We start from the raw sequence: 19,947 nt of genomic DNA, 5'->3' as shown, positions 1-19,947 counted from the left end.
TTGGGGACATCAATGAACAACACGAGACTACAATACCACGCAACGGGAGGGCAACTCTTCATTCTTCTTTTGAAGAATATGTTTCTAACCGTAGTAACATTAGGGATCTATAGCTTTTGGGCCAGAACCAATGTCCAAAAATTTATGGCAGAGAATTTGGAATGGGCGGGAGAACGTTTTTCCTTCCACGGGACAGGAAAAGAGAGATTCATTGGTTTTCTCAAGGCTTTAGGAATATTCATAGTTCTTTATATTGGAATTTATATCATCCAAACCATCCTGTCATTCATTCCGATTCCTTATTTTGCATCGATCGTAGGGTCTCTTCTATCCTTAGGCGTGATTTTAGCACTGGTGCCCGTCATTGTGGTAGGTGGAAGAAAGTATCTTACCTCACGTACAGGTTACCGTAACCTACGTTTTGGATTTGATGGAAAAATTTTGGAAGTGGCAAAACTTTACGGAAAAGGAATTCTTCTAACAATCATTACACTAGGAATCTACTACCCATGGTTCTTTGCAGAAAAGGAAGCATATGTGCAAAGTAAAACCAGATACGGAAATACAAACTTCGGATTTTCCGCAGAAGGTAAGGAGATTTTTTTCCTCTACTTAAAAGGATTCCTTTTAAGCATAGTGACTCTTGGAATTTACTATTCTTGGTTTTTAGCAGATGTTCAAAACTACATTTGGAACAGAACCAGTTTCCAAGGGAAAAAGTTTAGATCCGACATTACAGGTGGCAAAATTTTTGTAAATTTTCTCATCGCATATTTAATCATCCTATTTACTTTAGGAATTGGATTTGCTTGGGCTGTAGTCCGATTGACAAAACTTTTTATTGAGTCAGTCAGTTTGGAGGCAGAGGTTGATTTCTCTACCATTTCAGCACAACCAGATGCAACTGCAAATGCTACCGCGGAAGGTTTGGAAGCACTAGCGGAAACTTTAGAAGCCTTCCTATCATAAACTTTGTTTCAAAACCAAACATTTACATCCCGATATTTTGACGGAGTATCAGCGGTCCCCGAAGAAGGGACCGTTCTGATTCATGGCCAATCTATCGAATTTTCTTCGGGTGATACGACCCACAAACTTGTGATTTCCCAATTTACAGAATTCACATTGACGCATAAAGGTTGTAAGTTGGTCTTACTACCGGATGAAGTCAGAGAAAGTCCTGTTTTAGAAATTTTTTCTTCGAAAGAAGATGCAAAAAAATTGGAATCCCTTTGGATCCAAACCAAAAAATCTCAAAGTCATACTCATGCTTTTTTCTACTCCATTCGAGAAATGAATCCCCTTGTCCTTGGGATTTTATCCATTCTCATTGTGGCCGTCATTGGTTTTTTCTATTTTAAGGGATTAGAACTCGTGACAAACTTCATTCCTTTATCTGCCGACAAATCGTTAGGTGAATCCGTTCAACTTAAAATGGACGCTCAGTTTGAAGCATGTAATACCAAAGCCACAGACAAATTCTTTGCGGAAGCACTAAAAAAAATCGTACCTAAAGGTAGCCCTCACGACTTTTCCGTTTCAGTCATTGCATCTACCATCCCGAATGCCTTTGCTCTCTCTAATGGCAAAATTTATTTTTTTTCCGGACTCCTGAATGATGCCAAATCACAAGAAGAAGTCATTGGAGTTTTGGCTCACGAAATTGCACATGTGGAAAAAAGACACCATATGAGAAATTTGGTGAAAGCTGGTGGCACTTCGCTTGCTATTAGTTTGGTGATCGGCCCGGGACTCGGGAATATGGAATTTTTAGAAACGTTTACCGAAATTGGATCTACAATATTAGTTTTAAAGTTTTCTAGAGATTTTGAAACGGAAGCTGACATCACATCCATTGAATATTTAAAAAGTCAAAATTTCTCATCCTCAGGTCTCCTTACTTTTTTCCAAAGAATGCAAGAGTTAGAAAAGGAAATGACCAAATCAGAAGAGAACCCTAAGGAAACTAATGCCAAAGATGATCAAGTAGTCACCAAATCAATTACCGATTTTTTGAGCACCCATCCTGCTACAGAAGAAAGAATGAAAACATTAGAATCTTTGATTCGGACAGGCAAAAAAGGATCTATCAAAAAAGTGGTGTCGGATAAAATTTGGAAAGAAGTTCAGTCCGTCTGTTTGGATTTTAAAAATTCAGATTCTAAATGATTGTAAATTTGTTTCAAAGTTTCGCTTAAGCTATGTTTGTTTTTCCAACCAAGGTTTTTTAACTTAGAATTGTCTCCGTAAACTTTGGAAGTTTCTGAAGCGCGCACTCTTTTGGAATCCACTTCAAATCGAATGTCCTGGCCAGACAATCGAACCAACTCTTCCAACATATAACGAATGCTTCTTTCTTCCCCAGAACAGATATTGTAAATCTCTCCGGACTGGCCCTTCTCCACTAAAGTGATATACCCATTCACAATATCTTCCACATGGGAAAAATCTCTAGTGGGTTCCAAATCACCAACAGCAATGTTTTTTTTCCCTGAATGTTTGGCTTCGATGATCTGCCAACAAAAGTTAGGAATGACAAACTCTTTTCTTTGCCCAATTCCAATATGATTAAAGGGTCTTGCGATCACTACTGATACATACGGGCTATACTGCGCATATTGCCGGCAATAAGATTCCGCTGCCAATTTGCTACCGGCATACGGGTTTACTGGATTTGGCAAAAAGGATTCTTGTAATGGCAGGAGAGAGAGGTTTTGTTTTCCATAAACATCTGCCGAAGAAACGTACAACATTTTACAAGGCCTTTGCAAACGGTGTAAGGTTTCGAGAAGGTTGAGTGTACCTCCCACGTTGATTTCTTCCGTTTCCCAAGGGTTTTCAATGGCCATAGGAACAAAAGCTTGGGCAGCCAAATGGATGAGAGTGTCCGGTTGGATATCTTCTAGATTTTTTGTGACGGCCTTGCGGTCACGAATGTCACCTTGGAAACAATGGATTTCGAACTCAGCATGGGATTCAAGAGCGGGAAGTAGGTAACTTCCGACAAATCCGCTGGCTCCAGTGACTAAAATATGTTTTTTTTTCATAGAAAAGGGAAATTTCCGATTCGGCCCTAAGATTTAGTTGCCATTCTTCCAAATTTTCAAATCCTCTCAACAAAAGAAAGAAAACTGTGGAAGACAAAAAGAAATTCAATCCCTCCCCCTTTGTCGAAATCCGAGACCCACAGTTGAATGTATCGGAATTGGTTCAAAAAATCGAATCGAAGATCCCTCTAGATCCAACACAAAAACCCGATTGGTTAGAACTCACAAAAGTCAGTTATCGACCGGAATCACCGCAGGGTTTTCGAAAATTTGATCCTGCTGGAACGGCACATCTGTTTGAAAAAGGGATATCGAGTCCTAAATTCTCTAACCCTAAATTTTGGTTCATCAAAGGACCCATAAAATTTATCATCACTCGCTTAATCTCTGTTTATGGACTCATCGACAAAAAACTTTCTGAAAATCGGATCCGAGCATTTTTTTCCGTTTTGCATGAACTTGTCAGGTTGGGGAAAAGATTAGAACAAATTGAGAACCGATTTGACGGTTTTTATAGAGACCATCTATTAAATGGATCTTCCGATGAATTGCCTAACTTTGGTTGGGCGGTGAACTCTTATTTTACAGACTCAGGATCCAATCCAAGTTGGAAACTTGCCCTTGAAGATATTTCTAAAACAAATAAGATTACCGTATTGTTTCCTGAATGGGGTGACATTCTCAAACAACTTTCTATGAACAAAATTCCATTCCAATGTATCACTTCACATGAAGAAGAATTTAAGTTCATTCAAAGTAAAATTACTGCCACAATCCAATTGGAAAAAAAACTATTTCCCTTAAAACATATCTTGAATTCATCCTCCGATGTTTTAGTTTACTTACCTCTGGGTAGATTTCCATCTTTTTGGATCGAAAGAATTTTTGCTGAAATTTCAATGTCCATTGATACGGGAAAACATTTGTATTTTTCCGTTTCCACTAAACCAACTGACGCCAATCGTCCGTTCCGCGATCTACAAGTTTCTGAAATTGATTTGGATCTATTACCAAAATATTTAGGAACTCTTGGTTTCAAACAAGTTCGGGATCTTTCTACAACGGAAGATACGAAAGTTTACAGATATACAAAACTCGATACATGAATGTTTTTCAACATTTAGATGAACTCAAAGATTCTGACGGTGTTGGCAATGATGCAATTGGACTTTCAGAAGTTTTTATTTCTTTGGGTTACAAGTCTCATTTCATTACCAGAATAGAAAGAAAAGGCAAACCGTTATCGAGTCAGTTTCACTTGGTGAATTCGTTCGATTACCCAACATCACCGGAAGACATTCATATTTTACACTATGGAGGAGCCGGTTACCCTTATCATTTATTTCAGAATTTACCCGGCAAAAAAATCTTACGATTCCATAATATAACTCCGGCAATCTATTACAAAGATACAACCACTCCAGATATTTTTTCAGCAATGGAAAAATTTGAGTCCTTATCTTATTTGGAAATCGCAAGTTTATCAATTTTTTGTGATTCGATCTGGTGTGATTCGGAATTTAACTTCCAAACTATCTCTGGATACCAATTCAAAAATCCTTATGTGATTCCTATTTGTAAAATTTATGATATTCACTCAAAATTGGAATCACAATCTCGAAACTTATCTTTGGTTTTTGTCGGCAGGTATTCCCCTCAAAAAAAATGGGAAAATTTCATTGAATTGTTCTCTCATTGGGTAAAGGAATATCCGGAAGCCAAATGTTTGTGTATTGGATCAGTAATAGGTGCTTTTGACGGATATTTCAATAAACTAATCGATGTTGTGCGAAAGTTTGATTTAGAAGATAAAGTTCAGTTCCTAACGGGAAAATCCGATGTAGAAGTTTTATCGCTTTTAAAAGAATCGGGAGCATTCGTTTCGATGAGTGAACACGAAGGATTTTGTTTGCCCATCCTAGAAGCATTTGGCTCTGGCATTCCCGTATTTGCATTTGCAAAAGGAGCAATTCCTGGCACCATGAAAGAGGCAGGAGTTCTTTTTGATGCAAAGGACTTTCCTAAGATTACAAAACAAATGAAAGAGATTTTATCTGATAAAGAAAAACGGACTTCCTTGATTTCTCAGCAATTCCAAGTATTGGAATCGTACAATCAATTTCCATTTTCTGAAGTGGTTTCGGGAATTCTAAATACTGGTATCCAATGAACATACATCAATTTTCTGCAGGATTCCAATTAGGTGACGCTATCTCTCAAGAAATGTTAGAGATAAAACGTTTACTTAACAAAGAAGGTTATCAGGGAAAAATTTTTGCAGAAAATGTTTTTTCTTATGACAGAAAATATGCAGAAAAAATCACCAAAGCTAAAATCAAACCAAATGATGTTTTAGTTTATCACCACTCCATTCATAGTGATGTTTTAGACTTTGTTCTAAAGTTTCCAAATCGAAAAATTCTAATTTACCATAACGTAACACCTGAAGATTTTTTCTCAGGATACGATCTTAAATTTTCATACTTATTACGTAAAGGCCGTGAAGATTTAGAAATCATCCGTGATACGTTTCATCACTCTTTTGCTGTTTCCAATTTTAACTTAAATGAACTGCAAGAAATTGGATTTAAACATGCTAGATTACTTCCCTTACATTTGAACTTTCAAAAATGGAAAGATGTTCCAAGAGATTTCAAATTAAAATCATTTGATTTCCCATCTTTTTTATTTGTTGGTCGTATTGCACCGAACAAACGACAAGATGATCTAATTCGTTTTGCCAGAACATGGAAATCAAAAATGGGAAATCAGTTCTCTATGCGGATGTTGGGTTTTTGTAATCCAAACCAACAATCTTACTTAGATGAACTCAATTTTATGATTCACCATTTGGATCTAGCTGAGGAAGTAAAAATCATTTCCTATGTAGATGAATCGATGTTAAAAAAAATCTACGCTGAAAGTAATATGTTTTTATCAATGAGCGAACATGAAGGATTCTGTGTTCCCCTTATGGAAGCCATTTATTTTCATCTACCGGTAGTTGCCTTTGCAGCAGGAGCCGTACCGGAAACTTTAGGTAATTCAGGAATTTTGTTTGAATCCAAAAACTTTGATTCCATAGTTTCTCAAGTAGATTCTATATTTAAAAAATCAGATTTCCGAAATTCAATCATTGGAGCGCAAAACATTCGATTAGATGAATATTTGCAATCAACAAGTATTCTCCCGCTTTTGGAAGTGGCAAGAAGTTAGTAATGGCAAAAATTCTAATCATCACTGCCCGGTTTTTAGAACATGCTTCCGGTGGCGCTGAAAAATTAGCTTATGATTATGCTTCAATTTTATCGGAATCAAGTGAAGTCACTGTTTGTACATCAACGGCTAAAGATTATGTAAGTTGGAAAAATGAATTGCCCAAAGGAGAAAACAAAGAAAATTCCATACGTATTTTTCGATTTCCAACGACAAAAACAAGAAACATAAACAAAATGAATCACCTACTAAACCAATGTTTGGAAAAAGGTGAGTCTGTTTCAGAAAAAGAACAATACGAATTTCTAAAAGAACAAGGGCCTTATTGCCCCGACTTAGTGGAATATGTTTCCAAAGAACAAAACTCTTATGATTTAGCCATTCTCATTGGTTATTTGTATTATCCAGTTGTTGCATCTATTCCCAATTTAAAAATTCCTTTTGTGGTTGTACCTACATTCCATGACGAACCACCATTCCGTCTCCCAATGTATCGTAAAACTTATCTTAATAATTTTTTTTACAGCTTCAATGCGCCGGAAGAGATGGCTGTATATGAAACATATACAAAACAAAAAGTTAATTCTTACTTTTTAATTGGAACCTATATCAACGATCATTTGGTTCATTTAGATCCAAAACTTCCAAACACTAATGAAAATCCTAATTCCAATCAGTTGATCACAATTGGTCGAATTGAACCGGCAAAAGGTTATCCAGAACTTTTCCAATACTTTCAAAATTGGAAGTTATACTCTCATAGAACAGATGTTACCATTAAATCGTTGGGATCTGTAGCTTCCATGGAAGTACCAACGGATCCTTTCATTCGTTTTACTGGTTTTGTTAGTGAAGAAGATAAAATATCAGAAATTCAAAAGTCTTTTCTTCTTCTCAACCCATCCGCTTTTGAAAGTTTTTCCATTTCCATAATGGAGGCATGGATTCAGGAAAAAACAGTTCTCGTTAATGCAAAATCTACTGTTATGCGAGGGCATTGTTTACGTAGCCAAGGAGGACTTTTTTATTCAGATTCACTTTCATTCCAACGAACATTGGATTTTTTATTAGAAAATCGTGAAATCTCCAAAAGACTTGGTAAAAATGGAAGAGAATATGTTTTGGCAAACTTTAGTAAAGAAGTGATTCGAAAAAAACTAAACCAAATGGTTAGTATACTTCTCGATTGATTTGCCCTTCAAATTCTGCCAAAAGATACTCGTGCACAAGACCATTGGTTGCGAGTAAACTTGGAATCAGAATAGAAAAGTCGTTTCCATCCATAGAAGTAATTTTTCCTTTTGCCTCTAAAACAATCAGACCTGCAGCAGCCATATCCCAAGGTTTAAGGCCAAGTTCATAATATCCTTCAAACTTTCCTTCAGCTAACCAACATAAATCGAGAGTTGCGGCTCCTGTTCTGCGGATACCTCTAGATTTTTGCAAAATAGATTTATAATATTGCATCAGCGTATCTAAAGATAAATTTCGATCATAAGGAAACCCAGTAACAAAAAGCGAATCTTTTAGAGAACTTGTCCGAGAAACTTGGATGGGAGTTTTTTCTCGGAAAGCCCCTTGGCCTTTGATGGCGTGATAGTAGGTATTTAACTCTGGAAAAAAAACCATTCCGATCAGTGGAGTCATAGTATCTGTTTCTACAACTCCAACAGAAACACCGTATAACGGAAGTCCGTGGGTATAATTAGTGGTTCCATCCAGTGGGTCCACTACCCAAGTATATCCAGAGTTACCTTCAATTTTTCCGCGTTCTTCTGATAGGATTCCATCTCCTGGATAGTTTTTTTGGATTTCATCCAAAATCATGGATTCGGCTTTTAAATCAGCTTCCGTCACAAGATTGTATAAACTTTTTTCATCTACCTTGAGGCCGGACTCTTTATGTTTTTGCACAAGGAAGTCGGAAACTGTCGGAAGGAAATTTAAAAAATGATAAGATCTATCCAGTAACTCTGATTGCATCAATACCCACCAAATTCGATGTTTTTCTTCATCGCGGTGATCTCAACATCTAAATTTAGGGTTTCATCTGCTTTGAGTTTATTTCTGACTTGTTCCGTAGTTTTGATCACTTCACTCAGTAAGGAATTTAGTTCCGTTTTCCTTTTTTCTGCATCAGGAGAACCTACACTCAATTTGTTGTACTGGCCTAAGATTTTGGAAACAGTTTCAGGAAAATAATTTAGAAACTGTTTTGCCTTTCTATAAGAGAGCGGGTCTTCGGCGAGGTTCACACGTAAATCAGATAAAGAATGTAAGTATTCATTACATAATCCTTGCAACGATGGATCCGTGAGTGATTTGGATTCTTTTTCAGTAGAAAGGCGAAATCCATCCAATCGTTCCATTTGGGATTTATATTCAGTAAACTCGACTTTATCCTCAAATTTTTTCTTTAGTTCATTCCAATTCTCTTTCGTTTGATTCGAAGAAAAAAGGAGAGGGAAAAAACTAAATGGGTAATGATGTGCTTTACCAATTGTTGTTCTATAGATGGCAATTGCCAAAAAAACTACATGAAGGAATGCCATAAGTATATAGCATATTACTGGCATAAAGCGTTCACTAGTACTAAGGCCATCAACATTGCCGAACTTTACACGAATGCCAAAAATAACCGATGACAATATAGCCTGCAAATACATAGCCTCTAATGATTGTTTGGCGGAATAAGAAGATTTATTCCGAGAAAGCCACATAACAAATGGATAAACCATGGCACCAAGAGATGAGATAAAAAATGGGAATGGCAACAAGGCCATAGGATATGTTAAAATTGTAGAAAGATGGGCACGTCTGGCCCATTTTTTTTCCTCTACATTTTGTTCTAATTGCACTTCAGTCATTCTATTTTGATTCCAAAAGTTTTTGTTTGATTTCTGATTCAATTTTGATCATTTCTTGTTCCGCAGCTTTTCGTTTTTGACGACCTTCTTCTTGGATTTTTAAGGTTTCTGTAATCGTAGTGATCAGCTGTTGGTTTACTGTTTTTAAAGTTTCAATTTCAATGATACCTTTTTCAGACTCTCTGGCAATTTCCACGGTTCCTGTTTTTAACATTTCTGCATTTTTTTGGATTAGGTCATTGGTAGTTTTCGAAACTTGTTTTTGTGCTTCCAATGCTTTTCTTTGGCGTAACAAACCTAATGCGATTACAATTTGATTTTTCCAAAGTGGGATTGTATTCAAAATCGAACTTTGAATTTTTTCAACAAGAACCTGGTTCCCGTTTTGGATGAGTCGAATTTGTGGTCCCGTTTGTAAGGAAAGGATGCGGGTGAGTTTTAGATCGTGGATTTTTTTCTCAAACCGATCCACCATTTGTACCATATCTTGGTACTGTTGGGAAGCGAGGGTGTCTCCTTGGGCTTTTGCCTTTGTGAGCATGTCGGGGAGGATTTTGTCTCGTAATTCCTGAACCTTTTTATCTCCCGCAGCAATGTACACTTGAACTTCTTTAAAATACTCCAAGTTTTTCTCGTATAATGCCTGTAATAAAGTTATGTCTTTTGTTAGGTTGGTTCGAGCTGTATGAAGTTCTTCGACAATTTTTTCGATTTGGGTTTGTAAATCTTCAAACTTAGCAAGAAACTTCCGAGAAGCGTCAAAAAGCCCTCCGATCAGCGGAATTTTAGACAAAGTGTTCCCTTCACCCGCAAAACTATCTAAATTCAAATCTGTAATTTTGAATAAAAGATTATTTAAAAGTTCTCCTGCATAACCGGAATCCTTGGTTTTGATTTCCGATAAAACTTTATCTGCAAATTCAGAAACCTTAGCTTGGGCTGAGGCTCCATAAGAAACTACATCGTTCGGATTGTTGAGTTGTATTTGCCCAGTCAACTCTTCGACTTTTTGTAAATCTTCCTTTGTGAGTTGGAGTTCCGGGTCATTCGTTTTCAGTTCCAAAGAGTCCATATATATCTGTCCTTTACCTTTTCTCCCAAAGATAGGATCGTTTTTAGAATATGAATCAAGCAGAAAATGCCAAGTTGCGAAAACATGAACAAGTAAATTTATTTCTTAGAATTTTTGATCCAAAACCGAGGTTTGGTGACAATTTGATTGCATGGATTGTTATAACTGATACATTCCTGCGAGAAAAAATATGCTAAATAAAGATTTGAATCTACCCATCCTCCTCCCACAAGTATTGACGGTTGATGTCATGACACTTGACAATCATTTGATTGACCAAGCGGACATACGCACTTTACTCTTTCAACTCCGGGCGAGAAATTACCTGCATTATTTAATCATTAAATTTTTAGTTTGCACAGGGTTATCTCTCCCTGAAATCATTCATCTTAAAATCTCCGACTTTAATCCAGAAAGAACACTATTCAAATTAAAGAACGGTGGTCGTTTGCGCAGAAGAAAAATCTTCCTGGAGCCTAATCTAGCACTAGAACTCTATCGGTACTCCTCAGAATTTTCACCTTCCGATTATCTATTTCCCGGTCGTTACGGAAAACTCAGAACAAGAACCATTCAAAAAATTCTGAAGACGGCAAGTCGCCTTATCTCAAAAGAAATTCATATTCCCTTCCTTCGTGATGTCATAGCCTTAGACCTTTTCAAAAAAGGTTTTCCTGTTTGGGAAATCCAAGAGTTTTTGGGACATAGAACCACTCGTTCCACCAAGCAAAGAATATTATTGCACATTCCGGTCGAAGAACGAACAGATCCGCGACTTTTTAACCGAAACAAAAACCAGGCAGCGTAAAAATTTCTTGAACCTTTGGTGTTTTCAGAGATTCTAGTCACCAAGTAGGCTCGCTTTGGAAATAAAGACCAAAAAAATCGGAAAGCACACACTCGTTCACCTTAACGGTCGTTTGGACATTACCCATTCGGATGAAGTGGAGGCCAAATTGGCTGACGATGTGCAAAACGGCGAGGGCGATATCATCATCAACCTAGAGCTTATCTCTTACATCTCTTCTTCGGGAATTCGTATTTTCGTTGGGATGGTTCGGGAACTGGACAAACAAGGAAGAAAGTTAAAACTTTGCTGCATCACTCCGCCTGTCAAAAAGGTATTCGATGTAGTGGAACTTTTGGATTTGTTTGAAGTATTTGAGACGGAACAAGAAGCCGTTAATTCCCTTTCTAAATAAATCTCACGTGGCTTACGCCTCGTTTCTCATTATCTCCGCTTTGTTTTTTTTCCAGGTTTGGATCAACTTGGATGTATTCCCTGTTGTTTGGCCGGACGAAGTTTTGTTTTTCTCCCCGTCCTTATCTTTAGCTCGTGGTGGTCATTTACAAACTGAAGTTTTAAAAGGCCTCATTCCCGGCATGGAATCCAAAACTCTCTGGATGCCTCCAGTATATTTCCTCTTTTCCGGATTGTCCTTATCGATTTTCCCGGATACACTAACAACGGTTCGCCTGGCAAATGTTTTTATCGTTTATCTCACTGCAGTTGGTTTTTATATACTATTACGCAGAGAATCCATTTCCCCTATTGCAAGCCAAATTGCCTTTGCAAGTGTTCTTTGGGAACCTCTCCTCTTTCGTTTTGGAACGGCCGCCAGAATGGAAGGGCTTACAGCTTTTTTCTTTATTTTAAGTCTATTATTTGCAACTAACAAAGATAAATCGAAAGTATATTTCGTTTTTTTAGCGGGAGTATCACTTTCCCTTTCTTCTTTGTCGCATCCTATCGGTGCTTCTTTTGGACTTGTAACCGCATTTTTAGTATGGAAAAATTTCGGTCTAAAATCAATTCCTTGGTTTTTACTCGGTGGAATGTTACCGATCCTATGTTGGTTGTATTATATCCATCCAAATTGGAATTGGTTTGAAATCCAATTCGGAGCTCAACTCACAAGGAAACGAAATTTACTCGGAAACTTTACTCTGATTGATAAAGTGAAAGTATTTTCCTTTGGTTTTGGATTTGCAAAGATACGTTTGATTTTGATCCTAACGGAAATCATTCTACTCATTTCCCTTTCCTATCAATCATGGAAAAACTCGGGAAAACTAAACCAAAAATGGATTTTGTTTTGGATATGGATCCTATCGGTCTTGGTCTCATTGTATACTTCGTCTGAAGGATGGTATGTATTTCATATTTTATTTCCACTGGCATTTGGTATGGCCTTGTTATACGAAAATAAAAGAATCGATTCTAAGTTAGCAATCTTAGGAGTTTTATTATCTCTTTCTAGTTTACTTTACACAAATCATATCCATTGGTTTCAAACTGATTCCAAAAAAATTCTAGAATCACATTTCCAAAATTTAGAAATGAGTTTGGCGCATTCAAAATCGGTTTACTTACAGGCCCTACCCGATCCCTATTTCGATTTAAGAAACAAAAGGCCTGACCTCGATATTTTGGAATTCATTCCAGGAGAATTGGACATTCCTTCTGAGTCATACATCAAAACCATTCAGTCACGAGATAGTTTTGTTTTTTATGATGACCAATTGATGAATTCCGTGATCAAAGATTTTTTAAAAAAATCATCCTGGAAAAAGGAGGAATGGGAAATTCCTGTTCCAGGCAATCATTGGTTACACTATAAAACCATTGTGTACACAAAAAAATGAAAACGTTGGTTTCTCTCAATACCACATTCATTCTTTTCATAAGTTTCAGTTTCATTATGGATTGTTATCATTCTGATAAACCAACCAATCAATATCTATCGCTTCTTGGAGGATTTTCATTGCAACGCCGCATCACCATCGTAGGAGATTCTTTAGGCCAATGGTCGGATGGTTTTGGACTGAAATCAAAACTTGGATCCGAATTTACAGTCACAGACATTTCAGTGGCGGGGTACACAACTGAAGATTGGTTACAAAATAAAGAGAGAATGAACGAAATTCCAACCGATCTTTGGATCATTGAGTTAGGAACTAACGATGCCATGGTGTATGGAACCAGTGGATTTGAGTCGAGAACCAACAAACTTATTTCTCATTTAGAATCTACGCAGAACTCAAAAGCGATACTCACCGCCCTTCCTTTGACCAATATGGCTTCCATTCAAGAAACCATTCGAACGAACAACCAAACCCTTCGCCAATTAAAAACCAGTAAACCTACAATTGAAATTGTGGAGATCGAGTCTATTTTTGAATCCTACTCTGGAAACCTTCCCTTATACCCAATTTCTGACCCCATCCATCCCAACCAAATTGGATACGAACTAATGGGTGAGGCTTATCGAAAAAAAATATTAGGAATTTAAATCCGCGAGGATTTTGAGTCCCTTTAGAGTCATCATTGGATCTATTTCGTCGAACACTTGGTTATGCGAAGCGTGAATGGTGGTAACAAGACCACCAGTCCCAACAACTACATAATCTCCAGGGTGTTCTTCTTTGATCGCTCTTACAATTTCTTTCAAAAGGCCAATCCAACCAAAGAAAAACCCAGCTTGGATGGACTCAACTGTTGATTCGCCTAACACCCGTTTTGGTGATCCAAATACGATAGGAGGAAGTTGGGCCGTGTTTCGTGTTAAAGCATCCATTGAAATTTTAAGGCCGGGAGCTATCACACCGCCGACATATTCAGGTTTTTCGCTAATCACACAAAAGGTGGTAGCAGTTCCTAAATCTACAAGAATGGCTTTTTTTCCTGGGTATGTTTTTGCACAGTAGGAAGCATTCACCAATCGGTCGGCTCCAATTTCGAAAGGACGAGGGTAACTAATTCCAAAATTGAGATTCATTTGGTAATGCACACGTAAAGGATTTACATCAAACCAATCCTCTAACATTCGCTCTACGATTGGATTTAAAGATGGAACTACACTAGAATAAATCGCTTTTTTTACCCGATCTGCTTTTACATTTTCTTGGGTCAAAAATCCTTTTAAAAAAAGACCAAGTTCATCAGAGGTTCTGTCTCTTCGAGTGACTGTTCTTTTATGAAAGTCAGGAGTATCTTCTCCTTCACGAAACACACCAAATACGGTGTTTGTATTTCCTACATCGATTACTAATAATAATGGTGATTCTGACATTTATATAATCCGAAATTTTGGTGAGGTGTCCATTAGTTCAATCTTTTCGCCGGTTTCCGTCATAATGAGAAGGAATCCTAATTCATCAATTCCCAAAACACGACCACGAACCATTCTCGATTGCCATTCGGTTTCAATGACTTTGTGTTTTAATAAGGAATGATCCTCAATCCAAACTAAATCTTTTAAAACCTGCCCTTGGTCGAGTAAAGAAATCACAGATTGGTTTAGATCTAAAATGAGCTGATTTGCAAATCGTTCTAAAACTCCTTCCTCAAGTGGTTTCTCGGACAAAAAAGTAGCTTTGTCTTTTATGATTTCGGGTATTGAATTTCCAAAAAAATTGAGACCGATCCCCACCACCACATCAAAAACCCCGTTGATAAATTCAGACTGAACCAAAATCCCACCCACTTTTTTATCATTACGATAAATATCATTGGGCCACTTCACCGTGGTATCTGTTTCTCTTTCTGGGAAAAAATGAAAGATTGTTTTTAATACAGCAGAAGAAACAAAAATAGATAATAGTGGTAGGGATATTTCTGCGGCCGAAATCCTGATTTTACCTGAAAAAATCAGAGGATCTTCGCCTAACGATTGCCAAACATTTTGCCCGCGGCCTTTACCTGCAGTTTGTTCGTCAGCAATCACCCAAGATCCAAAGGGAATCGAAACATCACGAATCCATTCGTTTGTGGATGTGACAGTCGGAAGTCTATGACCCAATTCCGTTTTTAACAATCTATATTCCATGCGTCCATTTCTCATTCGATTCCGATTGACGATAGTAAAAAATCACTTAGTTTTAAGATATGAAACTTTCCGGAAATACAGTTCTTATCACTGGTTGTGGCATGGGAATCGGAGCTTTAACAGCAGAACGATTGGCAAAAGAAGGGAATGATATTATAGGTGTTGATATCAAATTACCCTTATTAAAAGAAATTCAAAACAAAGTAGAATCTTACGGTAGAAAATTTTATGGGTTCGCTTGTGATCTTTCTAAAGAATCAGATATCGAATCTCTGATCAAACAAATCCAGAAAAAACGTTTAGAATATCAAATTTTAATCAACAACGCAGGGATTGCACCGAGCGGCGCTTATGAAGGTAAGGATTTTTCTGTTTGGAGTAAAGCCATCCAAATCAATGTGAATGCTCCAATGAAATTGGTTTATCTCTCTCTTCCGATCTTAAAAAAACAGAAAGAAGCTGCAATTATCAATTTAGCAAGTATTGCTGGAAAGTTTGGTACAGAAGGAACGGTGACTTACTCGGCAACCAAACATGCCATGGTTGGTTTTTCCCAAGCTCTAAAAATGGAACTTTATGAAACACAAATTGGTGTTAGTTGGATTTGTCCTACAATGGTGAATACAAGAATGATTGATGGTGTCAAACCTTCCCTTTTTACCCCTGTGATTGAACCCCCTCAGGTTGCAGACGCCATTGTTTATGCCATTAAAAAGAATCCAGGAGAAGTGATGGTTCCATCCTATTTGCGCGCATCGATTGTCATCCTTCCAGCCTTGTTTCCAAAATTTTCCCTCTGGTTAGCAGTGAAAACAAAAGCATCAAAAGGTTGGCTTCTGGCAAACAAGGGACTTGAGAAAAATATTCCTGTTTAGAGGATAGGTTTTATGCATATTTCTCAGGTACTCGGTAAAAAACAAACAACCATCAGCTTCGAGTTTTTCCCTCCAAAAAATGAGGAAGCCTCAGCGGATTTGTTCCGAAACATCCAAGAATTGTCCCAAATGAACCCAGCCTATGTCAGTGTGACTTATGGGGCTGGCGGATCGACAAGAGACCTTACCCACGACTTAGTGGTAAAACTCCAAGAAGAAACAGGGTTAACAATTGTTAGTCATCTTACTTGTGTTGGTTCAACCAAAGATGAAATCAAAGAAATCCTTAAACGGTACGAAAAAAGTGGAATCCACAATATCATGGCCCTCCGAGGAGATCCACCAAAAGGACAAACTGAATTCCAACAAACGGAAAACGGTTTTGCTTACGCCGGGGAACTCGTAGGTTTTATCAAAAAGGAATTTCCAAAAATGGGAATTGGAATCGCTGGATTTCCAGAAGGACACCCCTCCACCCCCAATCGACTGAAAGAAATTGAATACCTAAAATGGAAAGTAGACCAAGGTGCCGATTACATTTGCACACAAATGTTTTTTAACAATCACTACTTTTATGATTTTGTAGAACGATGTGAAATTGCGGGAATCAAAGTTCCCATCATTGCTGGAATTATGCCAGTCACTTCCATAAAAGGAATGGCAAGAATGGCTGAGTTGTCTTTAGGGACAAGTTTCCCCGCAAAACTTTTGAAATCTCTTTCCCGTGCGGAAGATGATTCTTATGCAGAAAATGTGGGAATCCATTGGGCGACAGAACAAGTCAGAGATTTATTAGATCATAAAATTGCGGGCATTCATATGTATACGCTTAACAAATCTAAGGCGACAAGGAAAATATACGAATCACTCGGGATTCGAAATTTCGATACTATTGGCTGAGGGAGAAGTCGGTGTGATACCCATCCACCGACTGTTTTTCCAAATTCCTTCTAAAACCAGACTTCCTTTTGCATTTACTATCTTTGCTTGGCCTTGCAATTGGTTGTTTTCCCAGTTCCCCTCTAACACAAGTCCATCTGCGAAGATATACTTTCCGGAACCGTTTCTTTTTCCTTTGGAATAAAATCCTATGAACCGATCCCCATTCCCATAACGATAAATTCCTGATCCTTCTTTAAATCCAAACTGGTATTCACCTTCAAAAATATCACCATTGGAATAATGATAAGTTCCTGAACCGTGTTTGACATCTTCTAAAAATTCACCATCAAAACGATCACCATTTTCATAGGTTACCTGAAACTTTCCCGTTCTGCAATTTTCCCCCTCGCAGATTTTTTGGTTCGACTTACAAAAGCAAAAGAGGTATAAAAATAAAAATATAAAGTTTTTGGATCGCATGTATGGTCGGGGATAAGGTATTTTTTCCGTCAATTAATAGGTGCAATCTCATATATAAACAAGTTCGGTATTAAGGCAATCTATATGTCACAAAAAAAAGCGCTAATCGTAGACGATAGCACGGTCACTCGTTTGATGATCCGAAAAATTATTTTAGATAAATTCCCAAATTGCGAAATTCTGGAGGCAGATTCGGCCGATGCTGCCAAAACCCTTGTAGCCGATCACAAAAATATCGACTTTTTTAGTTTAGACCAAAATATGCCTGGTAACCTTTCTGGATTGGATTTGGCAGAAGAGTTAAGAAAAAGTTATCAAAATACAAAAATCATTTTAGTAACAGCTAACATACAAGATGCGATCAAAAATAGAGCCAAATCGATAGGTATTGATTTTGTAGAAAAACCTGTATCACCAGAAAAAATCCTCCCACATTTGGACTAACATGAATTTTTTATCACCTCTAGAAAAAGACTCGTTATGCGAATTATTCAACATCAGTTTGGGTGGGGCCGCAAAATTAATGGGGGAAATGATTTCTGATGAAATTTTACTTACAGTTCCAAGTTTACAACTCATCACAGCGGAAGAAGCAAAAAATATAGAACATCTTGCAAATCAAGATGTGTGCACAATTGAACAAAAGTTTGTTGGTGGAATTGGAGACGGATCAGCATTCTTATTATTCCACAAAAGTGCTAGTTTGGAAATAGTTAAAATGATGATGAAAGATTATATTGCATTAAACGAAGTGTCTCAATTTGAAAAAGATGCGCTCAGTGAAATAGGAAATATCATTCTTAATGCAATTTTATCAAATTTAGCAAAACTTTCTAATTATAAAATAGAAACTCATGTACCGGAATTTTTTGCGGGTAGGTATGAGGATCTAATCATCCAACGAAGTCCGAAAAAAGACAATTCAATCCTTTTGGTTTTTATTGATTATAAATTAAAAGGTAAAGATATCAAAGGGTATATATTTTTTATCTTAAATTTCGATAGTATCAAAAATCTTTCTAGAGTACTCATTGAAAAGTTAAAACAGTGAATTCTCTTAGTGAAAAACACCTATTAACAATAGTTAAAAAATCTGGAATTGGTATTCTAATTCTGGATCAAAACCTCAATATTGTTTTAGCCAATAGTTGGTTTTTAAAAAGTTCAGGATTCAAAGAAACAGAACTAGAACATTCTCCTTTTTTAGAAATTTTCCCTGAATTAAAAGATACACGAACATTTAAATCGATCGAACTTTGTTTGCATTATTCTCAATACTCGATTCTAACCCATACCTTAAATCCTTTTCCCTTTCCTCTTTATGATAACGATAAAAAAAGAGAACTAAATGAAAGAATTTATCAATACTTACATATCATTCCGATTTCCATAGAAGACGAAACGGATCGTTTTTGTATGATTCAAATTTCTGATGTTTCGCAACAAGTGGTTCGAGAAAAACTTTTGCGGGAACAGATGTCTTTAGCCAACCAAAGAGAAGTAGACGCCCAAAAAGCATCGCAGGCAAAAACTGATTTTTTAGCTTCGATGAGTCATGAAATTCGAACACCTCTAAATGCAATTCTTGGAATGACAGACACCTTAAATGAAACAGAGTTAACTGAAGAACAACAAGAATATTTAACTGTGCTTCGTAATTCGGGAAAAGCTTTATTCAATATCATTAATGATATATTAGATTTATCTAGGATCGAATCAGGTAAATTTGAAATGGAACATATCCATTTCTCTATTCGAAATTTAATGAGTGAAACAGTTTCTTTGTTTTTTATGAAAGCAAAAGCAAAAGGAATCGAAATTGAATTTAATGTAGAAGATGATATTGCAGAAAGTATCGCAGGAGATTCCACAAGACTACAACAGGTTCTTATCAATTTACTAGGTAACGCGATGAAGTTTACGGAAAAAGGCAGAATTACCGTTACTACTTCGTTATGCGAAAATAAAAAAAATCTAAAAATTTCAGTTAAAGACACAGGAATTGGCATTCCAAAAGAAAAACTAACGTCCATTTTCGAAAGTTTTACGCAGGTTGATAGTTCTACTACTAGAAAGTATGGTGGAACCGGTCTTGGACTTACCATCACAAAAAAACTAATCCAACTTATGGGTGGAGACATTTCTGTAGTCAGCGAAGTTGGTGCCGGATCCAACTTTATTTTCGAAATCCCATACGAAGGTTTTATCAAACGTATATCAGGAATCAACCAACATTGGTTGAATTTAGAACTACCAGAACCTGAACATTTTCCAACATGTAAAGTCCTGTTAGCAGAAGACTCAGAAGAAAATATTTTTATCATTAAAACATTTTTTCGTAAATACCCAATTGAAATTATTACGGCTTATAATGGGAAACAAGCCTTAGAATATTTTAAATCTCAAAAATTTGATATCATTTTAATGGACATGCAAATGCCAGAAATGGACGGGTTAGAAGCAACGAGGGAAATTAGAAAAATTGAATTAGCCAACCAAACAAGTGCAACAAATTCCATCCCTATCATTGCTATTTCTGCTAATGTTCAAAAAGAGGATATTAGCAAAAGTTTTTTAGCCGGGATTACTTCTTACGTATCAAAACCAGTCAGAAAACAGGAAATTTTGAAGTTGATGTATTTTTATCTAGCAATGTAGTTAATTGATTGTTATGCGAAA

General features: G+C 36.9%; 22 protein-coding genes. 15 read left to right on the top strand and 7 right to left on the bottom strand.

Features of this window, described 5'->3' with window-relative positions:
- The first annotated feature begins 12 nt into the window (after positions 1 to 12).
- The gene (locus tag EHQ16_RS07525; protein ID WP_135634211.1) at positions 13 to 969 is read left to right on the top strand and encodes a YjgN family protein; all 957 of its coding nucleotides are present in this window, start codon (positions 13 to 15) and stop codon (positions 967 to 969) included.
- 3 nt (positions 970 to 972) lie between these two features.
- Complete coding sequence (locus EHQ16_RS07520; RefSeq protein ID WP_135634213.1) at positions 973 to 2,169, top strand: M48 family metallopeptidase; 1,197 nt, start codon at positions 973 to 975, stop codon at positions 2,167 to 2,169.
- Here the strand turns inward: EHQ16_RS07520 and EHQ16_RS07515 are convergent.
- A complete protein-coding gene (locus EHQ16_RS07515) occupies positions 2,127 to 3,047 on the bottom strand; it encodes a GDP-mannose 4,6-dehydratase (protein WP_135634215.1) in 921 nt (306 codons plus the stop codon). The genes EHQ16_RS07520 and EHQ16_RS07515 overlap by 43 nt on opposite strands.
- An 86-nt stretch (positions 3,048 to 3,133) precedes the next feature.
- Here EHQ16_RS07515 and EHQ16_RS07510 point away from each other — a divergent pair, with 86 nt between their 5' ends.
- Genes EHQ16_RS07510 through EHQ16_RS07495 form a run of 4 tightly spaced genes read left to right on the top strand, consistent with a single transcriptional unit; the run spans position 3,134 to position 7,453 of the window.
- Positions 3,134 to 4,153, top strand: coding sequence for an LIC_10202 family protein (locus tag EHQ16_RS07510; protein ID WP_135634217.1), 1,020 nt, complete (start codon positions 3,134 to 3,136; stop codon positions 4,151 to 4,153).
- The gene (locus EHQ16_RS07505) at positions 4,150 to 5,217 is read left to right on the top strand and encodes a glycosyltransferase (RefSeq protein ID WP_135634219.1); all 1,068 of its coding nucleotides are present in this window, start codon (positions 4,150 to 4,152) and stop codon (positions 5,215 to 5,217) included. The genes EHQ16_RS07510 and EHQ16_RS07505 overlap by 4 nt, the downstream gene beginning before the upstream one ends.
- Positions 5,214 to 6,263, top strand: a complete 1,050-nt coding sequence (locus EHQ16_RS07500; protein WP_135634221.1) for a glycosyltransferase family 4 protein — start codon at positions 5,214 to 5,216, stop codon at positions 6,261 to 6,263. Before EHQ16_RS07505 ends, EHQ16_RS07500 begins: the two co-directional genes overlap by 4 nt.
- A gap of 2 nt (positions 6,264 to 6,265) precedes the next feature.
- Positions 6,266 to 7,453, top strand: coding sequence for a glycosyltransferase family 4 protein (locus tag EHQ16_RS07495; RefSeq protein ID WP_135634223.1), 1,188 nt, complete (start codon positions 6,266 to 6,268; stop codon positions 7,451 to 7,453).
- On the opposite strand, the gene EHQ16_RS07490 is transcribed toward EHQ16_RS07495, so the two are convergent.
- Genes EHQ16_RS07490 through EHQ16_RS07480 form a run of 3 tightly spaced genes read right to left on the bottom strand, consistent with a single transcriptional unit; the run spans position 7,434 to position 10,202 of the window.
- A complete protein-coding gene (locus EHQ16_RS07490) occupies positions 7,434 to 8,246 on the bottom strand; it encodes an inositol monophosphatase family protein (RefSeq protein ID WP_135634224.1) in 813 nt (270 codons plus the stop codon). The genes EHQ16_RS07495 and EHQ16_RS07490 overlap by 20 nt on opposite strands.
- The gene (locus EHQ16_RS07485; protein ID WP_135634226.1) at positions 8,246 to 9,130 is read right to left on the bottom strand and encodes a DUF4870 domain-containing protein; all 885 of its coding nucleotides are present in this window, start codon (positions 9,128 to 9,130) and stop codon (positions 8,246 to 8,248) included. Before EHQ16_RS07485 ends, EHQ16_RS07490 begins: the two co-directional genes overlap by 1 nt.
- Position 9,131: 1 nt before the next feature.
- Entirely contained in the window at positions 9,132 to 10,202 is a 1,071-nt protein-coding gene (locus EHQ16_RS07480; RefSeq protein ID WP_135634228.1) for a toxic anion resistance protein, read from the bottom strand.
- Positions 10,203 to 10,392: 190 nt separating this feature from the next.
- Between EHQ16_RS07480 and EHQ16_RS07475 the strand changes: the two genes are divergently transcribed.
- From EHQ16_RS07475 to EHQ16_RS07460, 4 genes are read left to right on the top strand one after another with little or no spacing between them, the layout of a single operon-like run.
- Entirely contained in the window at positions 10,393 to 11,010 is a 618-nt protein-coding gene (locus tag EHQ16_RS07475; RefSeq protein WP_135634230.1) for a tyrosine-type recombinase/integrase, read from the top strand.
- Between the two features lie 55 nt (positions 11,011 to 11,065).
- On the top strand, positions 11,066 to 11,404 hold the full coding sequence (locus tag EHQ16_RS07470) for an STAS domain-containing protein (RefSeq protein ID WP_002975971.1): 339 nt from the start codon (positions 11,066 to 11,068) through the stop codon (positions 11,402 to 11,404).
- A 7-nt stretch (positions 11,405 to 11,411) separates the two neighbouring features.
- On the top strand, positions 11,412 to 12,848 hold the full coding sequence (locus tag EHQ16_RS07465) for a glycosyltransferase family 39 protein (RefSeq protein WP_135634232.1): 1,437 nt from the start codon (positions 11,412 to 11,414) through the stop codon (positions 12,846 to 12,848).
- Positions 12,845 to 13,495: an SGNH/GDSL hydrolase family protein gene (locus EHQ16_RS07460; RefSeq protein ID WP_244241969.1), complete on the top strand. Its 651-nt coding sequence runs from the start codon at positions 12,845 to 12,847 to the stop codon at positions 13,493 to 13,495. Before EHQ16_RS07465 ends, EHQ16_RS07460 begins: the two co-directional genes overlap by 4 nt.
- Here EHQ16_RS07460 and EHQ16_RS07455 read toward each other — a convergent pair.
- A complete protein-coding gene (locus EHQ16_RS07455; RefSeq protein WP_135634234.1) occupies positions 13,484 to 14,275 on the bottom strand; it encodes a type III pantothenate kinase in 792 nt (263 codons plus the stop codon). The two genes, EHQ16_RS07460 and EHQ16_RS07455, sit on opposite strands and share 12 nt — an antisense overlap.
- A complete protein-coding gene (locus EHQ16_RS07450) occupies positions 14,276 to 15,031 on the bottom strand; it encodes a biotin--[acetyl-CoA-carboxylase] ligase (protein WP_135634236.1) in 756 nt (251 codons plus the stop codon).
- Positions 15,032 to 15,090: 59 nt separating this feature from the next.
- Here EHQ16_RS07450 and EHQ16_RS07445 point away from each other — a divergent pair, with 59 nt between their 5' ends.
- Together EHQ16_RS07445 and metF are read left to right on the top strand one after the other, a co-directional pair.
- Complete coding sequence (locus EHQ16_RS07445; protein ID WP_135634238.1) at positions 15,091 to 15,906, top strand: SDR family NAD(P)-dependent oxidoreductase; 816 nt, start codon at positions 15,091 to 15,093, stop codon at positions 15,904 to 15,906.
- A gap of 12 nt (positions 15,907 to 15,918) precedes the next feature.
- Complete coding sequence (gene metF, locus EHQ16_RS07440; RefSeq protein ID WP_135634240.1) at positions 15,919 to 16,806, top strand: methylenetetrahydrofolate reductase [NAD(P)H]; 888 nt, start codon at positions 15,919 to 15,921, stop codon at positions 16,804 to 16,806.
- On the opposite strand, the gene EHQ16_RS07435 is transcribed toward metF, so the two are convergent.
- Positions 16,771 to 17,268 (bottom strand): MORN repeat-containing protein, encoded by a 498-nt coding sequence (locus EHQ16_RS07435; protein WP_135634243.1) that lies wholly within the window; start codon positions 17,266 to 17,268, stop codon positions 16,771 to 16,773. The genes metF and EHQ16_RS07435 overlap by 36 nt on opposite strands.
- Positions 17,269 to 17,352: 84 nt before the next feature.
- Between EHQ16_RS07435 and EHQ16_RS07430 the strand changes: the two genes are divergently transcribed.
- Genes EHQ16_RS07430 through EHQ16_RS07420 form a run of 3 tightly spaced genes read left to right on the top strand, consistent with a single transcriptional unit; the run spans position 17,353 to position 19,926 of the window.
- Positions 17,353 to 17,712, top strand: a complete 360-nt coding sequence (locus EHQ16_RS07430; protein ID WP_135634245.1) for a response regulator — start codon at positions 17,353 to 17,355, stop codon at positions 17,710 to 17,712.
- A 1-nt stretch (position 17,713) separates the two neighbouring features.
- Positions 17,714 to 18,319, top strand: a complete 606-nt coding sequence (locus EHQ16_RS07425; RefSeq protein ID WP_135634247.1) for a chemotaxis protein CheX — start codon at positions 17,714 to 17,716, stop codon at positions 18,317 to 18,319.
- Complete coding sequence (locus tag EHQ16_RS07420; RefSeq protein ID WP_135634249.1) at positions 18,316 to 19,926, top strand: ATP-binding protein; 1,611 nt, start codon at positions 18,316 to 18,318, stop codon at positions 19,924 to 19,926. The genes EHQ16_RS07425 and EHQ16_RS07420 overlap by 4 nt, the downstream gene beginning before the upstream one ends.
- Positions 19,927 to 19,947: the final 21 nt, after the last annotated feature.

Source organism: Leptospira kanakyensis (assembly GCF_004769235.1).
Taxonomy (GTDB): Bacteria; Spirochaetota; Leptospiria; order Leptospirales; family Leptospiraceae; genus Leptospira_A; species Leptospira_A kanakyensis.
The sequence above is the reverse complement of the archived record's forward strand: the minus strand, read 5'-3'. Positions and strand labels throughout refer to the sequence as shown.

Excerpts from the sequence above, each read along its gene's own strand:
- EHQ16_RS07525 (WP_135634211.1), top strand. The coding sequence starts at position 13 with ATGAACAACACGAGACTACAATACCACGCAACGGGAGGGCAACTCTTC.
- EHQ16_RS07515 (WP_135634215.1), bottom strand. The coding sequence starts at position 3,047 with ATGAAAAAAAAACATATTTTAGTCACTGGAGCCAGCGGATTTGTCGGA.
- EHQ16_RS07505 (WP_135634219.1), top strand. The coding sequence starts at position 4,150 with ATGAATGTTTTTCAACATTTAGATGAACTCAAAGATTCTGACGGTGTT.
- EHQ16_RS07500 (WP_135634221.1), top strand. The coding sequence starts at position 5,214 with ATGAACATACATCAATTTTCTGCAGGATTCCAATTAGGTGACGCTATC.
- EHQ16_RS07495 (WP_135634223.1), top strand. The coding sequence starts at position 6,266 with ATGGCAAAAATTCTAATCATCACTGCCCGGTTTTTAGAACATGCTTCC.
- EHQ16_RS07490 (WP_135634224.1), bottom strand. The coding sequence starts at position 8,246 with ATGCAATCAGAGTTACTGGATAGATCTTATCATTTTTTAAATTTCCTT.
- EHQ16_RS07485 (WP_135634226.1), bottom strand. The coding sequence starts at position 9,130 with ATGACTGAAGTGCAATTAGAACAAAATGTAGAGGAAAAAAAATGGGCC.
- EHQ16_RS07480 (WP_135634228.1), bottom strand. The coding sequence starts at position 10,202 with ATGGACTCTTTGGAACTGAAAACGAATGACCCGGAACTCCAACTCACA.
- EHQ16_RS07475 (WP_135634230.1), top strand. The coding sequence starts at position 10,393 with ATGCTAAATAAAGATTTGAATCTACCCATCCTCCTCCCACAAGTATTG.
- EHQ16_RS07460 (WP_244241969.1), top strand. The coding sequence starts at position 12,845 with ATGAAAACGTTGGTTTCTCTCAATACCACATTCATTCTTTTCATAAGT.
- EHQ16_RS07455 (WP_135634234.1), bottom strand. The coding sequence starts at position 14,275 with ATGTCAGAATCACCATTATTATTAGTAATCGATGTAGGAAATACAAAC.
- EHQ16_RS07450 (WP_135634236.1), bottom strand. The coding sequence starts at position 15,031 with ATGGAATATAGATTGTTAAAAACGGAATTGGGTCATAGACTTCCGACT.
- EHQ16_RS07445 (WP_135634238.1), top strand. The coding sequence starts at position 15,091 with ATGAAACTTTCCGGAAATACAGTTCTTATCACTGGTTGTGGCATGGGA.
- metF (WP_135634240.1), top strand. The coding sequence starts at position 15,919 with ATGCATATTTCTCAGGTACTCGGTAAAAAACAAACAACCATCAGCTTC.
- EHQ16_RS07435 (WP_135634243.1), bottom strand. The coding sequence starts at position 17,268 with ATGCGATCCAAAAACTTTATATTTTTATTTTTATACCTCTTTTGCTTT.
- EHQ16_RS07430 (WP_135634245.1), top strand. The coding sequence starts at position 17,353 with ATGTCACAAAAAAAAGCGCTAATCGTAGACGATAGCACGGTCACTCGT.
- EHQ16_RS07425 (WP_135634247.1), top strand. The coding sequence starts at position 17,714 with ATGAATTTTTTATCACCTCTAGAAAAAGACTCGTTATGCGAATTATTC.